The organism is Vibrio sp. DNB22_10_4 (genome assembly GCF_052879755.1).
In genome coordinates this window covers 23,095-39,180 of sequence record NZ_JBNNXW010000015.1, presented here as the reverse complement: position 1 = coordinate 39,180, position 16,086 = coordinate 23,095, and the positions used below count along the sequence as shown (strand labels likewise).

Below are 16,086 nucleotides of genomic sequence, written 5' to 3'. Positions count from 1 at the left end.
CAATCCCCATCAAGACTGCATTGCTTCACTCAGGCGGTTCAAACGACCACGTGCTGAGTTATCAATTACAAGATCTCCGGCTCGAATAATAACCCCACCAAGTAGGGTCTCATCTACACTGCAATTCAGCTTAACTTTGCGTTCAAGACGCTTTTCAAGTTTGTTGCTGATCTCAGTACGTTGCTCTTCAGTTAGTTCAGATGCAGAAATAACATCTACATCTACTTGCTTTTCTAGCTCTTTTTTAAGTTCTAGAAACTCAACTAACACATAAGGCAACGCCACTAGTCGACCATTTTCAGCCATTACCTTAACCAGGTTCTGACCAAATTCATCAAACTGTTCACCACCAATTGCGTTGAAAATTTCAGCCACTCGCGTCGCTGTTACAGAGCCTGAGATCAGGTCTGCAATTTCATCGTTCTTAGCGATTGCAGCGGCAAACGTTAGCATTTCGACCCACTGGTCTAGCGCTTGTTTTTCCACCGCAAAGTCAAATGCTGCTTTAGCATAGGGGCGTGCGATTGTAGTCAATTCAGACATATGCGCCCCTCGCTTTAAAGTTTCGCAGTAATATTGTCGAGAATATCTTTTTGCGCATCTTTATCGATACTACGCTCAAGAATCTTCTCAGCACCAGCTACAGCCAGAGTTGCAACCTGTTTGCGCAGGTCATCACGAGCACGGTTACGTTCCGCTTCGATTTCCGCTTCAGCTTGCTTTAGGATGTTTTGACGTTCTGCCAAAGCTTCCTCACGAGCTTCATCGATAATCTGTGCTTTACGCTTGTTTGCTTGCTCAATAACCTCGGTTGCAGTGCGCTTCGCTTCTTTCAATTGATCAGAAGCGTTGGCTTGTGCTAGATCCAAGTCTTTTGCAGCGCGTTCAGCCGCTGACAAACCGTCAGCAATTTTTTTCTGACGCTCTTCAATCGCATTCATGATTGGCGGCCATACATATTTCATGCAGAACCACACAAACATTGCGAATGAGATTGCTTGACCTAGCAGAGTTGCGTTCATATTCACAACAGCTACCCCTCTAAAGATTCATTGACGAGCTAAAGTTTAATCAGGTGACAAGTCCAAAACTTGTCGGAGAAAATACTGATTAACCTAGCTGACCAACGAATGGGTTCGCGAATGTGAATAGAAGTGCGATAACAACACCAATCATAGGAACCGCATCAAGTAGACCAGCGATGATGAACATCTTAACTTGAAGCATCGGAGCCATTTCAGGTTGACGAGCAGCACCCTCTAGGAATTTACCACCCAAAAGACCAAAACCGATCGCAGTACCGAATGCAGCCATACCAATGATGATACCTACGGCGATTGCAGAAAAGCTCAGTAAAGTTTCCATTACTATCTCCAATTTATAGTTGTTGGCTAAAATTTGCCTAAATAAAACGCGTTAATATTAGTGATTGTCTTCGTGAGCCATCGATAGATAAACAATCGTTAGCATCATAAATACGAAGGCCTGAATCAAAATAACTAGAATATGGAATATCGCCCATGGTAGTGAGCCCATCCATTGTAAATACCATGGCAGCATTGCCGCACAAAGGATGAAGACCACCTCACCCGCAAACATGTTACCGAATAGACGCATACCGAGTGATAGTGGCTTTGAAAGCAAAGACACAACCTCAATAAGCATGTTAAATGGAATCATGATTGGGTTATTAAATGGGTGTAGAGTCAACTCTTTTGTAAAGCCCACTAGACCTTTTACTTTGATGCTGTAGTAGATCATCAGAGCAAAAACACCTAGCGCCATAGCCATGGTGATATTGACATCAGCAGAAGGAACCACTTTCAAATAAGGGATACCCATCTGCTCTGCTGGATAAGGTAGAAAGTCAATTGGCACAAGGTCCATGACGTTCATTAAAAATACCCAACAGAAGATAGTTAGTGCTAAAGGCGCGATTAGCGCATTGCGTCCATGAAAGGTTTCTTTGACGTTTTCGTCAACGAATTCCACAATCATTTCAACAAAACACTGCAGCTTGCCTGGCACACCAGCTGTTGCTTTCTTAGCTACTGAACGAAATACTCCAAGGAATATTAAACCAGTGAACACAGAAAAAAACAGGCTATCGATATGTACGTTCCAGAAACTTGTCTCCTCCACTAAACCTAAACTTCCCAAAGAAAGGTTAGTCAAGTGGTGAGAAATGTATCCGGCCGATGTTAGCGCTTCACCTGGCGCAGCCATAACTCATCCTATTTTTTGTTGTTAACGAAAATTACTGGAGCCATAAGGTTAATTAAGACAACCAGTAAAAATGTGAGATTCAAGGGAATCACTTCCACCTGAATATACATGTAAGCTATTGAGAATAGGGAGGCAATAATAAGGATTTTCAGGGCAACACCCGCATAGAAAGACGCGGCAACTTTTTTCGCTGCCCGAGCCCCACTAAACAGAAATGCGCACAACGCAAAAACAGCATTCGCGATAACAAAACTGCCACCACCAATGAGCGCTGAAATTCCCCACTCAGCATTTACAGCCACTGTCATCCCAACAGCCACTAACGTAACCGCACTGGCCTGTATCAGTAACAAACGCTTTGCAAGCGCCCGCCCTGGTTTAGCTAATGCCGCTACCATGTATTCTTACCTTTAGTTCTATCCACTTTGCACCTAATAACTACTGTGCTGGGAGATTGGCGAAAATTATACTTTCTACCAAAGTTATTGCAATCAAAGCGTATCAAAAAGATACACTTTCATTCACAAAACCATAACTTTCGCACATAAATTGCATTTATAAATAATTGATGTAGGTCAATTATCTCATTTAGCTCTCAAGCTTGGCAATAAGTTGCTTCAATTTGTGAGGTTCATCAAGACTTATCGTTACCTTGGCTTTTCCACTCGCGTTTCTTACCAAAGACACTTTCGCGCCGAGTTTTTCACTCAAACGTAGCGAAATTTCTTGTGCATCACGGTCTTCTGACTGTTTTTTCTCAGAAGAGTTCGGTTTTAAGCACTTTTTCACTAAGTCTTCGGTCTGTCGCACGGTGAGCTGCTTCTTGGCAACGGCTTGTGCGATTTCGCACTGCACATCCCCCTCTAGCGCAAGTAGCGCACGCGCATGACCCATGTCGATCTGTTTGCTCTCCACCAGTTTTTTCACTGGTGCTTCAAGCTGGTTTAGCCTCAACAGGTTACTGACTGCGGTTCGTGACTTACCAATCACATCCGCGACCTGCTGGTGGGTAAGTTCAAACTCATCTTGCAAACGTTCAAGCGCTTGAGCTTCCTCGATCGCATTGAGATCTTCACGTTGAATGTTCTCGATCAACGCCATGGCTACCGCCGCGCGATCTTGGACATTTTTTATCAAGCAAGGGACCATTTTTAATCCCGCTTGTCGCGCGGCACGCCAACGGCGCTCACCGGCGATGATCTCAAACTGATCGTGTCCGACATTTCGTACAACAATCGGTTGGATAATTCCTTGAGATTGGATGGATGCAGCCAGTTCTTCCAGAGCTTCAGGCGCCATATCTTTTCTTGGCTGATAAATGCCTGGACGAAGGCTGTTAATTGACAGTTCAGTAAGCTGTCCATCACTGGATAGCGTCTGACTTTGAGTTGCCACCTGCTGCTTTTCTCGTGCAAGCGAACTAGTCGACAACAGGGCGTCTAGTCCTTTCCCTAAACCACGTTTAGACATCGAATCTTTTTCCTTAAGAGCGTTAAGCCGTTACTTCTTCTCGTCGTAGCATCTCACCAGCCAACGCTAAATACGCTTTTGCCCCGGCGGAGTACTTGTCATAGTACATCGCTGGTTTGCCATGGCTTGGTGCCTCTGCGAGGCGTACGTTCCTAGGGATAACGGTTCGGTAGACTTTGTCGCCGAAGTGTTTTTTCAATTGCTCTGAAACTTCGTTGGCTAGACGGTTTCTTGGGTCATACATGGTACGAAGCAAACCTTCAATTTTAAGGTTTTCGTTGACCACAGCCGCCAGCTTACTGATGGTATCCATCAGTGCGGTTAGACCTTCCAGAGCAAAATACTCACATTGCATCGGCACAAGCACAGAGTCTGCTGCAGCCATCGCGTTAATTGTAAGTAGGTTCAAAGAGGGAGGACAATCGATAAAGATGAAATCATAGTTATCACGGATTGGCGTTAACGCATGTTTCAAACGAACTTCGCGCGCAAACACCTCCATAAGCTTGATTTCTGCAGCAGTTACGTCCCCGTTCGCTGCAATTAGGTCAAATTGGCCAGAGGTATCAGTGCACACCACTTGCTCAAAAGGTAGCTCATCAACCAGTAAATCGTAAGCAGTTGTTTCAACTTGATACTTATCGACCCCACTGGCCATTGTCGCATTGCCTTGTGGATCGAGGTCAATCACCAACACTTTACGCTTTGTCGCCGCCATCGAGGCAGCTAAGTTAATACAAGTGGTCGTCTTTCCAACCCCACCTTTCTGATTCGCGATAGCGACAATTTTTCCCACGACAAGCTCTCCGTTATCCCTTCTTGGATAAGATTACAAGATGACGGTCACCTTCCAACTCAGGAACTTGCAAAGGTTTGATTTCGATCACAGAACACCACGACGGCAGCTCAGTGATCTCCTGATCATGGAGTTGACCCTTTAAAGCATAAAAGCGACCAGACTCAGGTTTTGGTAAATGTTCACACCAGTTCACCATGTCTGTCATCGACGCAAATGCACGACTCAATACTCCATCAAAGCCTTCTCCCGCGTCAAATTCTTCCACTCGAGATTGGACTGGACTGACATTTTTAATCTTCAGTTCGTGCGCAACCTGCTTAATGAAACGAATTCGCTTGCCAAGGCTATCAAGCAGAGTGAATGACTTAGTTGGATGCATGATAGCCAGCGGAACACCTGGTAATCCAGGGCCAGTGCCGACATCGATAAAACGCTCACCCTCAAGATGCTCACCAACGATGATGCTATCAAGAATATGTTTCACTAACATCTCTTCAGGGTGACGAACCGAGGTCAAGTTGTAAGCTTTGTTCCACTTGTCAAGAAGCTGAACGTAACCGACAAGCTGTTCACGTTGAAGTTCAGAGACCTCTAATGAGGTCTCTGCAATAAGTTGATCAAGTTTTACTCTTAAGTTGCTCACGCAGCTTCACCTTTTTTAAGCACGCCTTGTTTCTTCAAATAAACCAACAGGATTGAGATCGCAGCTGGCGTAATACCTGAAATACGCGACGCAATACCGATCGTTTCCGGTTTAGCTTCAGTAAGCTTCGCCACCACCTCATTAGAGAGCCCTTTAACATCACGGTAATCAAGATCCGCGGGGATCTTAGTATTTTCGTGACGCAGCGATTTCTCGATCTCGTCTTGCTGTCTCTGGATGTAACCTTCGTATTTCACTTGGATCTCAACTTGCTCGCTCGCTTGGCTGTCTTCAAGAGCCGGAGCAAACATATCAAGCGCCGTCAGTTGTGAATACGTTAGCTCTGGGCGACGTAAAAGATCTTCACCACTCGCTTCACGGGAAATCGGCGTTTTTAACAAAGTATTCAATGCATCAACCCCTTCAGATTTTGGATTAATCCATGTCTCTTTCAGGCGCTGGCGCTCTTTGGCCATATTATCCACTTTCTCGTTGAAACGGCTCCAACGTTGTTCATTAATCAAACCAAGCTCATGTGCTTTTTCGGTCAGACGAATATCGGCATTGTCTTCACGCAGCAACAGACGGTATTCCGCGCGAGAGGTAAACATACGGTACGGCTCTTTGGTGCCCATCGTTGATAGGTCATCAATCAGAACGCCCATGTAAGCTTGGTCACGGCGTGGGCTCCAGCCCTCTTTGCCTTGTGAGTACAAGCTTGCATTCAGACCCGCCATTAGACCTTGCGCCGCAGCTTCCTCATAACCTGTTGTGCCGTTGATTTGTCCAGCAAAGAACAAACCGGAGATAAATTTGGTTTCGTAGGTTTGCTTCAAATCGCGCGGATCGAAGAAATCGTACTCAATGGCGTAGCCAGGACGAACGATATGCGCATTTTCGAAGCCTTTCATCGAACGAACAATTTGCACCTGAACATCAAACGGCAAGCTAGTTGAAATACCGTTCGGATACAGCTCATGAGTCGTCAAACCTTCAGGCTCGATAAAGATCTGGTGGCTGTTCTTATCGGCAAAACGCATCACTTTGTCTTCAATCGATGGGCAATAGCGCGGACCAATACCTTCGATCACTCCCGCATACATTGGACTGCGATCGAGGTTGTTGCGGATCACTTCATGAGTGCTTTCATTGGTATGCGTAATGAAGCATGGGATCTGCGTTGGATGCTGAGTGCGTTGACCCATGAATGAAAATACAGGGGTTGGGTTATCACCATGTTGTACTTCAAGTTCAGAAAAGTTCACACTGCGAGCATCGATGCGTGGAGGCGTACCTGTTTTCAAACGATCCACTCTAAATGGCAGCTCACGAAGACGACGAGCAAGCGCAATCGAAGGCTGATCGCCCATACGTCCACCAGATGAGCTTTCCATACCGATGTGGATCTTACCACCTAAGAAGGTACCAACGGTGAGAACGACAGACTGCGCGTGGAACTTAAGTCCCATCTCGGTGACGACACCGCGTACTTGATCTTGTTCTACGATCAAGTCATCCACAGACTGTTGGAATAGTGTTAGATTTGGCGTGTTTTCAAGAGCATGACGAACATACGCTTTGTAAAGCGCACGATCTGCTTGTGCGCGAGTTGCACGAACAGCAGGGCCCTTAGACGCATTGAGCGTACGGAACTGAATACCAGCATGATCGATGGCTTCTGCCATTAGACCACCCATAGCATCGACTTCCTTAACCAAGTGGCCTTTACCAATGCCACCAATTGCTGGGTTGCATGACATCTGGCCCAACGTATCAATGTTGTGCGTTAACAGAAGTGTTTTTTGCCCAGTGCGAGCAGATGCGAGTGCGGCTTCCGTTCCTGCATGTCCGCCACCTACAACGATGACGTCAAATGTTTCGTGATAAAGCATGAACCGACCTCAGTATTCAATCGATAAAATAGACAAACCAAAAGGAGCGGTATTCTACCGCTTTTCTGGTATTGAGAAAATCGCTTTTAAAACATTTTGGATCTAAGAAATAAGAATATAAAGATAAGATCTATATATATGATCTTTTATTAGATCTATTATTAGGATCCACGATCTCTGTGGATAACTCAAAAATGATCAACAATACCATGGATCTTTTTGAGATCGATTGCTGTGATCTAGCGTTGATCTGGGGCTGTATTAGCTGGGATCAAAACGGCATGTTATACACAATGGAGTGGGGGATCAAAACTTGTTCTTTGGATAAATATAGGTTTTTCACCGGAAAGATCATGTTTTATCCACAGACGGATAGGTCAAATAGTGCGCAATTGGATTTGGTTTAGTAGAAAAAGTTACTCACAGGCACAAAAAAAGCGGCTTATGCCGCTTTTTTCACACGCATTGTGTTTGATAAAACATGGTGTCTATTGAAACTTGCTCAGGTGCTCATTGAGCCACTCTTCGGCTGCATCTTCTGGTACGGGATGGTTGAGAATGTCGATCTCCAAGCAGTCCGTCAGTGGCGTGCCACCAATATCCTCAAGTAGCGAGTAAGCATGTTTGCCTGCTGCGCAGAAGGTGTCATAGCTAGAGTCGCCAATACCAACCACCGCAAACTTTACTTCAGACATGCGAGGTGGGGTCGCTTGCAGCGCAGCAATAAACGGCTGAATGTTATCTGGATATTCTCCCGCACCGTGCGTTGAGGTGATAACCAGCCAAGTGCCTTGTGCAGGGATGTCTGCAAGCTCTGGTTGGTTATGGATAGTGGTCTCTAAACCTTGTTCTACCAGCAAGTCACTAAGATGGTCGCCGACATACTCTGCAGCGCCAAGTGTACTGCCTGTGATGATATGAATCATTGATGTTCCTTTTTCAATACCGCTTATTTACCAATACAGAAAGACGAGAAGATACGTCCGAGTAGATCATCAGAGCTGAACTCGCCAGTGATCTCATTCAAATGTTGCTGAGCAATACGTAGCTCTTCTGCCAAAATTTCGCCCGCCATATAGCCTTCTAGCTGCTGCTGGCCAATATCAAGGTGTTCGGCGGCGCGCTCCAAGGCATCAAGGTGGCGGCGACGAGCCATAAAGCCACCTTCACTGGCACCAGAGAAACCCATAATTGACTTAAGGTGCTCGCGAAGGGCTGGTACACCTTCACCTGTGCGCGCAGAAAGACGAATCAACGTCGGATCGTTAACGTGACAGATCCCCAGAGTTTCACCGGTTTCATCGACTTTGTTGCGGATCACGGTGATACCGATCGACTCTGGGAGGCGATCAATAAAGTCAGGCCAAATCTCTTTTGGATCCGTAGCATCGGTTGTGGTGCCATCAACCATAAACAGCACACGATCGGCTTGCTCGATCTCTTCCCAAGCACGCTCAATACCAATGCGTTCCACCTCGTCAGAAGCATCACGTAGACCTGCGGTATCAATGATATGCAGTGGCATACCATCAATATGGATGTGCTCACGTAGAACATCACGTGTGGTTCCAGCAATATCGGTCACAATCGCCGACTCTTTACCAGAGAGGGCGTTGAGTAGGCTTGATTTACCCGCATTTGGGCGCCCAGCAATGACCACTTTCATGCCTTCACGCATGATGGCGCCTTGATTGGCTTCTTTGCGAACAGAATCGAGATTGTCGATGATGGTCTGTAGATCGCCCGCCACTTTACCGTCGGCGAGGAAGTCGATTTCTTCTTCAGGGAAGTCAATCGCCGCTTCAACATAGATGCGTAAATGGATGAGTGATTCCACCAGCACTTGAATGCGTTTCGAGAACTGACCTTGCAGTGATTGCAGGGCTGATTTGGCCGCTTCTTCTGAACTGGCATCAATCAAGTCGGCAATCGCCTCGGCTTGGGTTAAGTCCATTTTGTCGTTGAGGAACGCACGCTCACTGAACTCACCCGGTCTGGCAGGGCGAACACCTGGAATGAGCAGAATACGTTTAATTAGCATATCCATCACCACAGGGCCACCGTGGCCTTGAAGCTCAAGAACATCTTCACCGGTAAATGAATGCGGATTAGGGAAGTAAAGCGCAATACCTTGGTCGAGTTCGCCGCCATTTTCATCTTTGAAAGGCAGATAGTCAGCGTAGCGAGGCTTGAGAGTTTTGCCTGTTACTTGCTGTGCGACTTCTTGAGCCAAAGGGCCAGAAACGCGAATGATGCCCACGCCACCGCGGCCTGGGGCTGTGGCTTGTGCCACAATGGTGTCTGTTGTCATTGAATTGCCTATTCGCCGTGCTTTAGCCAAATTGTAATCATGGTCAATGAAAAAGGCGACCACTAAGGTCGCCTTTTATCTAATCGAATCGGTTTGGACTACTTAGAGTGCAGACCTTTCTTCTCGAGCGATCGGTAGATCAGCGTTTGCTGGATAAGCGTTACGATGTTAGAAACCAACCAGTAAAGAACCAGACCTGATGGGAACCATAGGAAGAAGAAGGTAAACATAACCGGCATAAAGGTCATGATCTTCTGCTGCATTGGATCTGTTACCGTTGTTGGGCTCATCTTCTGGATCATGAACATACTTGCACCCATCAGTAGAGGCAGAATGAAGTATGGGTCTTGAGCCGAAAGGTCATGAATCCAACCGAAGAATGGTGAGTGACGAAGCTCAACCGATTCCATTAGCGCCCAGTACAGAGCGATGAAGATAGGCATCTGTAGCAAGATTGGTAGACAGCCACCTAGTGGGTTTACTTTCTCTTTCTTGTACAGTTCCATCATTTCTTGGCTCATGCGCTGACGGTCGTCGCCGATACGCTCACGCATTGCTTGCAGCTTAGGCTGAAGCATGCGCATTTTCGCCATAGAGGTGTACTGTGCTTTGGTTAGTGGATACATCGCACCACGTACGATGAAGGTCAAACAGATGATAGCTAGACCCCAGTTCACAACGATACCTTGAATGAACGACAGTAGTGTGTGAAGTGGTTTCGCAATGAACCATAACCAGCCGTAGTCAACTACTAGGTCTAGGTTTGGTGCAACTTCAGCCATTTCGGTTTGCAGTTTTGGACCTGCCCAAAGCGTTGCTTTCAATGTTGCTGCTTGGCCATCGGCAATCGTAGTGTTTGGCATACGAACACCGATATCACCTAGGTTACCAATCACGCGAGTGTAAAGGTTAGTACCCGGTGCTTCACGTGGGATCCACGCGGCTGCGAAGTAGTGCTGGATCATCGCTGCCCAACCTTGACCATCAGTCAGGTTAAGAGACAGGTTGCGATCTTGCATATCTTCGAAGCTGTATTTCTTGTAGCGAGTGTCTTGAGTTGAATAAGCACCGCCATTGTAGGTAGGCATTGTGATGCTGCCACCTTTGTCTTGAAGATTTTGACGAAGGTGAGCGTACATGCCGAACGTCGCATTTTGACCAGAGTTGTTGTTTACCGTGTATTCAACATCAACGTCATATTTGCCACGCTTTAGAATGAAGGTTTTGGTGTAGTTGATGCCATTCGCTTCGAATGTCATCGGTACACGTAGCTCATCTTGACCCTCAGCCAGCGTGAAGCTGTCTGCTGATACTGAGTAAGCTGGACGGCTTGTGCTGCTAAGGTCGATACCTTGAGGGCCTACCAGACCACTTTGAGCAATAAACTGGTGACCTTGTGAGTCTTTGAGTAGCTCAAACGGGTCGCTAGATTCCAACTCGGTTGCGTACTCGTTTAGGTTTGCGGTAACAACATCACCGCCCACAGTTGTCACACCTAGAGTCAGTACGTCGGTTTTCACTGTGATGATTTTATCTGCGGCCGCTGTTGTGTGGCCTGGTGCAGGATCATGCTCATCAGCGAAAGATGGCGCAGGTAGAGTACTGCTTTGCGTCTGCTGAGTCGGAACTGGAGCTGGGTTCTTATAAGATTGCCACTGTTGGAACAGCAAAAAAGAAACCAAAGCCAAACCGATTAACAGAATATTACGTTGAGAATCCATCGTTATTTATCTCTGTCTTGTTTTTGGGCTGGTGGTACGGGGTCAAAACCCCCTTCATTCAAAGGATGGCATTTTAATAGACGTTTGCCTGATAACCAACACCCTTTTACAAAACCGTGAGCTTTAAGGGCTTCTATTGCATAAAGAGAGCAAGTTGGGTTGAACCGACAGCGTGGCCCAATAAGAGGACTGATGACCCATCTATAAAAATAGACGAGACCGATTGCTAACCACGCGAGGGGCGAGACAGGCGATGCCATAACTTATCTAGAAGTTGGAATATTTCTTCATTGCTCAGAGTTTGCGCACTCTTTTTCGCAATTACAACAAAATCTTTGCTAGGAAGTTCGTGTTGTTTGTTACGAAAACTTTCACGTACCAGGCGCTTGAAGTGGTTTCTGCCGACAGCTGTTTTAATCTGTTTTTTAGGAACCGCTAGACCAAGACGAGGGTGTGATAGCGAGTTTTTGCGGGCAATGATGGTGAAATGAGGGGAGCCAGCTCGATGAGCTTGCTTAAATACATTTTGGTAATGCTCGGGAGTTAACAAGCGTAACTCCCGAATAAAGGCATGCTTTTTCAAAATAGAAGATTATTTTGAAAGGCGAGCACGGCCTTTAGCACGACGTGCGTTAATTACTTTACGACCGTTCTTAGTCGCCATGCGAGCACGGAAACCGTGAGTACGCTTGCGCTTTAGAACTGAAGGTTGAAAAGTGCGTTTAGACATGGTTATTACCTTTACTGATCAGTAGTTTTAGGTTCTCGTTGAACCCGGCGTGGGACTTATTTCCCGTCTTCTTCTCTATATAGAGATAGAGAGGAAATCCGACGCCTCTCAACAAAGAGGCGGAATTGTAATCACTGACTCGTCAAGAGTCAATAATCAGTTCAACTTCAATTCCAGCCGGCGAATTATACTTTTTGTGAGCTAGAGCGCAAGGATCATTATTAGATCCCAACTTGATTTATGAATTTCTTAAGTTGGATATCCTGTGGATCATTGAATATTTGCTCCGGCGTTCCTTGTTCTACGATATGGCCATTAGCCATGAAGATCACTCTATCTGCGACCTCTTTAGCAAACTGCATTTCGTGGGTCACAACCAACATGGTTTGATGCTGAGTTGCGAGCTTTTTCATAAGGTTAAGTACTTCACCAACCCACTCAGGATCGAGTGCTGAAGTTGGTTCATCGAATAGCAACAGCTCCGGCTGGAGCGCCATAGCGCGGCCAATACCGACACGCTGTTGTTGTCCACCGGATAGGGAAGCAGGGTATTGATTCCCTTTATCACCTAGACCGATGTCATCGAGAATTTGTTGTGCTTTTTCAAGCGCTTGGTCTTTTTTCCAGCCTTTTACGGTGATAAGACCTTCGGCAATGTTTTGACGCGCAGTCATGTGCGCGAACAGAGCGTAATTTTGAAATACAAAGCCGGTTTTACGGCGCAGTGCCAATACTTCGGCATTGGTGTGGTTCTGGCAATCGACCGTCACATCATCAATGGTGATTGTGCCTTTATCTGCTTGCTCAAGAAAGTTTACGCAGCGTAGCAGCGTCGATTTTCCGGTGCCGCTTGAGCCGATAATGACGATGATTTCACCTTGTTTGATATCAATATCGATACCTTTTAGGACTTCTGTATCGCCAAACTGCTTGTGGATATTTTCCAGTTTAATCATCGTTGATATGCCTTGTTCAATCTTTGTTCAGCCCACAGCTGTACGCGAGTAAGCACTAACACCACGCCCCAGTAGATCAGAGCCACTGCCAAGAAAGCCTCAAAGAAGCGGAAGCTGGATGACGCCTCCATTTGCGCCTTGGCCATGATTTCAGCCACGCCGAGCGTAAAGGCCAGCGATGTCGATTTGATCATGTCGATGAAATAGTTCATCAGCGATGGCAAAGCGACACGGGTTGCCTGAGGCAAAATAATGCGGCGCATGGCTTGGCTGGTCGTCATACCCACTGACAAGCTCGCTTCCATCTGGCTGCGATCAATGCCGATGATGGCGGCACGAATACTCTCTGCCATATATGCGGCGAAGTGAAGTGTTAAACCGATGACTGCCGCACTAAACGCATTCAGTCCGACCATCCATGGGAAAATTTGTGGCAGACCGTAGTAAAGCAAGAACAACTGCACCAAAAGTGGTGTGCCGCGGAAAAAACTGATGTAGAGCTGACTAAGCTGATCAAGGACAGGGATCTTGAAAACACGAATATTCGCTAAGATGACCGACAAGATCAGAGAGAAAAACAGTCCCCATACTGCCATTTCCATCGTAGTGCCAAGATACTTGAGCAGTATCGGCATCAGCTCCAGCATATATTGAAAATCAAATCCCATAACGTTACCAAACTTCTAGAAAAACAAACGCCCACTAACAAGCGTAGTGGGCGTAATAATAGTGATCACTTACTTTTTAGTGATGTCTGCGCCAAACCACTTCTCAGAGATAGCCGCTAGCGTACCATCTGCACGCATGTCTGCCAGTGCCGCATTCACTTCTTGTTGCAGCTTTTGACCTTTTTCGTTGTTCACGAATGGCCATGCGTTCTCAATCGTTTCGAACGGTTCGCCTGCTAGCTGTAGTGGCAGACCTGTCTTCTTGATAAGTTCAAGTGCAGATAGGCGATCCATTACGAATGCATCGGCGCGGCCAAGGGCAACATCGTGTTCAATACCTGTGTCGTAGGTTTTTACGTTGATTTTGTTGTCTTTATCGTAGCTACGTAGTAGCTGCTCAAAGTTAGAACCAAGGTTTACCGCCACAGTTTTGCCTGCGAGGTCTTCAATACCTTGAATGCTGTCATTACCTTTGCGAACAGTAATCTGTGCACCATCAATCACGTATGGGTTTGCAAATAGGTATTTCGCTTTACGTGCATCGGTCATAGTGATTTGGTTAGAGATAGTGTCGATACGACCGGTCTCAAGCAAACCAAACAAACCAGAAAAGTTCGCAGTCACGTACTCGACTTTGTAGTCGTTGCGGCGACCAATTTCGTCCCAAAGGTCAACTTCAAACCCTTGTAACTTGTCTTGCTTAACAAAGGTAAATGGGAAGTAGCGACCAGACATGCCGACTTTCACTTCTTGTGCTGTCGCAGCATAAGCTGCTTGAGATACGGTTGCAGAAAGCGCCAAGGCGGTTAATAGACCTTTAATCCAGTTTTTCATTTTACTACTCCTTCTATTTATGGAGAGGGATGTTACTGGTAAAGCTGTCGATAAGTTAAATAACGAGTTGTTATTAACCATAACAAATCCGTGGTTGAACGCTGACTTTTTGCTCATCTCTGTTCAGAGTTTGATCAAATTCGATGACAGCTTGAACACGGATCTATACACAAGTTAGATCATGATTCGAATTTTGTGGGTAGATCTGTGTTTTGTGCATGCGTTTGTGAGTAAAATTAGGGCAATTTGTGGGGATCAAGCCAAATCGACCGAAAAAATTGTGAATAACTTAGATCTTATTCACTGGATCGCCGATCATTTGCTGGCGATCTTGGTTATCAACAGGTAAAATTACCAATCTTTTCCAATTCCAATAAATAGAGTGAGAGCACTGTGTCATCTTCGCTTTGGTTGCAATGTGCGCAACGTCTACAAGAAGAGCTACCCGCTACCGAATTCAGCATGTGGGTTAGACCCCTACAAGCTGAGCTTAATGACAACACCCTAACTCTATTTGCGCCTAACCGCTTTGTACTCGACTGGGTGCGCGATAGATACCTCAACAGCATTAACCGTCTACTAAAAGAGTACTGCGGTAATGATGTGCCGAATCTTCGTTTCGAAGTCGGCAGTAAGCCGGTTTCTGCGCCGCCAGCACCCAAGCCAGTTAAGACTGCTGCTGACGTTGCGGCTGAGTCTTCTGCACCTGCGCAGCTACAAGCGCGCCAACCTGTGCATAAAACCTGGGACAATGAAGCGGAGGTCACTGATATCAATCACCGCTCAAACGTTAACATCAAGCACAAGTTTAATAACTTCGTTGAAGGTAAGTCGAACCAGCTTGGTCTAGCGGCGGCACGTCAGGTGGCGGATAACCCAGGAGCGGCCTATAACCCGCTGTTCTTGTATGGCGGTACCGGTTTAGGTAAAACGCACCTATTGCACGCTGTGGGCAACGCCATTGTTGATAACAAGCCAAACGCGAAAGTGGTGTACATGCACTCGGAGCGTTTCGTTCAGGACATGGTTAAGGCGCTACAAAACAACGCGATTGAAGAATTTAAGCGCTACTACCGCAGTGTTGATGCGCTTCTTATCGATGATATTCAATTCTTCGCCAATAAAGAGCGATCACAAGAAGAGTTTTTCCATACCTTCAATGCACTGCTTGAAGGTAATCAACAGATCATCCTGACATCGGATCGTTATCCGAAAGAGATCAACGGCGTAGAAGATCGCCTTAAGTCTCGCTTCGGTTGGGGTTTGACTGTGGCTATCGAGCCACCTGAGTTAGAAACTCGCGTGGCGATCTTGATGAAAAAAGCCGAAGACCACCAAATTCACCTAGCCGATGAAGTTGCATTCTTCATTGCTAAGCGTCTGCGTTCAAACGTTCGTGAGCTGGAAGGCGCTCTAAACCGCGTGATAGCTAACGCCAACTTTACCGGTCGTCCAATAACCATCGATTTTGTTCGTGAAGCGCTGCGTGACTTGCTAGCACTGCAAGAGAAGTTGGTGACGATTGATAACATTCAAAAGACGGTTGCCGAATACTACAAGATTAAAGTCGCGGATCTGCTTTCCAAGCGTCGTTCTCGCTCTGTTGCTCGCCCACGCCAGTTGGCGATGGCGCTAGCCAAAGAGTTGACCAACCACAGCCTGCCAGAGATTGGTGATGCGTTTGGTGGTCGTGACCACACTACCGTGTTGCATGCGTGTCGTAAAATCGCTCAGCTGCGTGAGGAGAGTCATGACATTAAGGAAGACTATTCCAACTTAATTCGCACGCTTTCTTCATAATAGTGGCATAATCACTATAATTAGCATTCAAGTTAT

Annotated in this window: 19 protein-coding genes; 1 reads left to right on the top strand and 18 read right to left on the bottom strand. The window is 46.3% G+C overall.

Translation table 11 applies throughout. The features are described 5' to 3' along the window. Window positions 1-9: 9 nt before the first annotated feature. The 18 genes from atpH to ACVA6Q_RS21380 all read right to left on the bottom strand — a co-directional run bounded on the left by atpH (window position 10) and on the right by ACVA6Q_RS21380 (window position 14,250). Window positions 10-543, bottom strand: a complete 534-nt coding sequence (gene atpH / locus ACVA6Q_RS21465; protein ID WP_353497483.1) for a F0F1 ATP synthase subunit delta — start codon at window positions 541-543, stop codon at window positions 10-12. A 14-nt stretch (window positions 544-557) separates the two neighbouring features. Next, window positions 558-1,028 (bottom strand): F0F1 ATP synthase subunit B, encoded by a 471-nt coding sequence (gene atpF, locus ACVA6Q_RS21460; protein ID WP_112460760.1) that lies wholly within the window; start codon window positions 1,026-1,028, stop codon window positions 558-560. A gap of 82 nt (window positions 1,029-1,110) precedes the next feature. After that, window positions 1,111-1,365 carry a F0F1 ATP synthase subunit C gene (atpE, locus tag ACVA6Q_RS21455; protein ID WP_006073065.1) on the bottom strand — a complete coding sequence of 85 codons (255 nt, stop codon included), beginning with the start codon at window positions 1,363-1,365 and terminating at the stop codon, window positions 1,111-1,113. A gap of 57 nt (window positions 1,366-1,422) precedes the next feature. Then, window positions 1,423-2,226 carry a F0F1 ATP synthase subunit A gene (gene atpB / locus ACVA6Q_RS21450; RefSeq protein WP_353497482.1) on the bottom strand — a complete coding sequence of 268 codons (804 nt, stop codon included), beginning with the start codon at window positions 2,224-2,226 and terminating at the stop codon, window positions 1,423-1,425. Window positions 2,227-2,234: 8 nt separating this feature from the next. Continuing rightward, on the bottom strand, window positions 2,235-2,624 hold the full coding sequence (locus ACVA6Q_RS21445; protein ID WP_042502436.1) for a F0F1 ATP synthase subunit I: 390 nt from the start codon (window positions 2,622-2,624) through the stop codon (window positions 2,235-2,237). 190 nt (window positions 2,625-2,814) lie between these two features. Continuing rightward, window positions 2,815-3,696, bottom strand: coding sequence for a ParB/RepB/Spo0J family partition protein (locus ACVA6Q_RS21440; protein WP_446648884.1), 882 nt, complete (start codon window positions 3,694-3,696; stop codon window positions 2,815-2,817). Between the two features lie 22 nt (window positions 3,697-3,718). Continuing rightward, a complete protein-coding gene (locus ACVA6Q_RS21435; RefSeq protein ID WP_042502439.1) occupies window positions 3,719-4,492 on the bottom strand; it encodes a ParA family protein in 774 nt (257 codons plus the stop codon). 13 nt (window positions 4,493-4,505) lie between these two features. Continuing rightward, complete coding sequence (gene rsmG / locus ACVA6Q_RS21430) at window positions 4,506-5,138, bottom strand: 16S rRNA (guanine(527)-N(7))-methyltransferase RsmG (protein WP_446648883.1); 633 nt, start codon at window positions 5,136-5,138, stop codon at window positions 4,506-4,508. Then, window positions 5,135-7,030, bottom strand: coding sequence for a tRNA uridine-5-carboxymethylaminomethyl(34) synthesis enzyme MnmG (gene mnmG / locus ACVA6Q_RS21425; RefSeq protein WP_353497478.1), 1,896 nt, complete (start codon window positions 7,028-7,030; stop codon window positions 5,135-5,137). Before mnmG ends, rsmG begins: the two co-directional genes overlap by 4 nt. A 488-nt stretch (window positions 7,031-7,518) precedes the next feature. Continuing rightward, window positions 7,519-7,956: an FMN-binding protein MioC gene (gene mioC / locus ACVA6Q_RS21420; RefSeq protein WP_353497477.1), complete on the bottom strand. Its 438-nt coding sequence runs from the start codon at window positions 7,954-7,956 to the stop codon at window positions 7,519-7,521. 23 nt (window positions 7,957-7,979) lie between these two features. After that, window positions 7,980-9,341 (bottom strand): tRNA uridine-5-carboxymethylaminomethyl(34) synthesis GTPase MnmE, encoded by a 1,362-nt coding sequence (gene mnmE, locus ACVA6Q_RS21415; RefSeq protein ID WP_112481037.1) that lies wholly within the window; start codon window positions 9,339-9,341, stop codon window positions 7,980-7,982. A 98-nt stretch (window positions 9,342-9,439) separates the two neighbouring features. After that, window positions 9,440-11,062, bottom strand: a complete 1,623-nt coding sequence (gene yidC, locus ACVA6Q_RS21410) for a membrane protein insertase YidC (protein ID WP_429761701.1) — start codon at window positions 11,060-11,062, stop codon at window positions 9,440-9,442. A gap of 2 nt (window positions 11,063-11,064) precedes the next feature. After that, entirely contained in the window at window positions 11,065-11,322 is a 258-nt protein-coding gene (gene yidD / locus ACVA6Q_RS21405) for a membrane protein insertion efficiency factor YidD (RefSeq protein WP_081941688.1), read from the bottom strand. After that, the gene (gene rnpA, locus ACVA6Q_RS21400; protein ID WP_353497474.1) at window positions 11,289-11,645 is read right to left on the bottom strand and encodes a ribonuclease P protein component; all 357 of its coding nucleotides are present in this window, start codon (window positions 11,643-11,645) and stop codon (window positions 11,289-11,291) included. The genes yidD and rnpA overlap by 34 nt, the downstream gene beginning before the upstream one ends. Before the next feature lie 9 nt (window positions 11,646-11,654). Continuing rightward, window positions 11,655-11,792 carry a 50S ribosomal protein L34 gene (gene rpmH / locus ACVA6Q_RS21395; protein ID WP_004400210.1) on the bottom strand — a complete coding sequence of 46 codons (138 nt, stop codon included), beginning with the start codon at window positions 11,790-11,792 and terminating at the stop codon, window positions 11,655-11,657. A 221-nt stretch (window positions 11,793-12,013) separates the two neighbouring features. Continuing rightward, entirely contained in the window at window positions 12,014-12,748 is a 735-nt protein-coding gene (locus ACVA6Q_RS21390; protein ID WP_446648882.1) for an amino acid ABC transporter ATP-binding protein, read from the bottom strand. Then, window positions 12,745-13,416 (bottom strand): amino acid ABC transporter permease, encoded by a 672-nt coding sequence (locus ACVA6Q_RS21385; protein WP_353497472.1) that lies wholly within the window; start codon window positions 13,414-13,416, stop codon window positions 12,745-12,747. The genes ACVA6Q_RS21390 and ACVA6Q_RS21385 overlap by 4 nt, the downstream gene beginning before the upstream one ends. A 69-nt stretch (window positions 13,417-13,485) precedes the next feature. Then, on the bottom strand, window positions 13,486-14,250 hold the full coding sequence (locus ACVA6Q_RS21380; protein ID WP_446648881.1) for an amino acid ABC transporter substrate-binding protein: 765 nt from the start codon (window positions 14,248-14,250) through the stop codon (window positions 13,486-13,488). Window positions 14,251-14,643: 393 nt separating this feature from the next. Between ACVA6Q_RS21380 and dnaA the strand changes: the two genes are divergently transcribed. Next, a complete protein-coding gene (gene dnaA / locus ACVA6Q_RS21375; protein WP_353497470.1) occupies window positions 14,644-16,050 on the top strand; it encodes a chromosomal replication initiator protein DnaA in 1,407 nt (468 codons plus the stop codon). Window positions 16,051-16,086 lie beyond the last annotated feature (36 nt).

Bases quoted from the DNA above. Each gene is read 5' to 3' on its own strand.
- rpmH (WP_004400210.1), bottom strand. From the start codon at position 11,792: ATGTCTAAACGCACTTTTCAACCTTCAGTTCTAAAGCGCAAGCGTACT.
- mioC (WP_353497477.1), bottom strand. From the start codon at position 7,956: ATGATTCATATCATCACAGGCAGTACACTTGGCGCTGCAGAGTATGTC.
- ACVA6Q_RS21385 (WP_353497472.1), bottom strand. From the start codon at position 13,416: ATGGGATTTGATTTTCAATATATGCTGGAGCTGATGCCGATACTGCTC.
- mnmE (WP_112481037.1), bottom strand. From the start codon at position 9,341: ATGACAACAGACACCATTGTGGCACAAGCCACAGCCCCAGGCCGCGGT.
- atpE (WP_006073065.1), bottom strand. From the start codon at position 1,365: ATGGAAACTTTACTGAGCTTTTCTGCAATCGCCGTAGGTATCATCATT.
- mnmG (WP_353497478.1), bottom strand. From the start codon at position 7,030: ATGCTTTATCACGAAACATTTGACGTCATCGTTGTAGGTGGCGGACAT.
- ACVA6Q_RS21390 (WP_446648882.1), bottom strand. From the start codon at position 12,748: ATGATTAAACTGGAAAATATCCACAAGCAGTTTGGCGATACAGAAGTC.
- ACVA6Q_RS21445 (WP_042502436.1), bottom strand. From the start codon at position 2,624: ATGGTAGCGGCATTAGCTAAACCAGGGCGGGCGCTTGCAAAGCGTTTG.
- yidD (WP_081941688.1), bottom strand. From the start codon at position 11,322: ATGGCATCGCCTGTCTCGCCCCTCGCGTGGTTAGCAATCGGTCTCGTC.
- atpB (WP_353497482.1), bottom strand. From the start codon at position 2,226: ATGGCTGCGCCAGGTGAAGCGCTAACATCGGCCGGATACATTTCTCAC.
- atpH (WP_353497483.1), bottom strand. From the start codon at position 543: ATGTCTGAATTGACTACAATCGCACGCCCCTATGCTAAAGCAGCATTT.
- ACVA6Q_RS21440 (WP_446648884.1), bottom strand. From the start codon at position 3,696: ATGTCTAAACGTGGTTTAGGGAAAGGACTAGACGCCCTGTTGTCGACT.
- yidC (WP_429761701.1), bottom strand. From the start codon at position 11,062: ATGGATTCTCAACGTAATATTCTGTTAATCGGTTTGGCTTTGGTTTCT.
- ACVA6Q_RS21380 (WP_446648881.1), bottom strand. From the start codon at position 14,250: ATGAAAAACTGGATTAAAGGTCTATTAACCGCCTTGGCGCTTTCTGCA.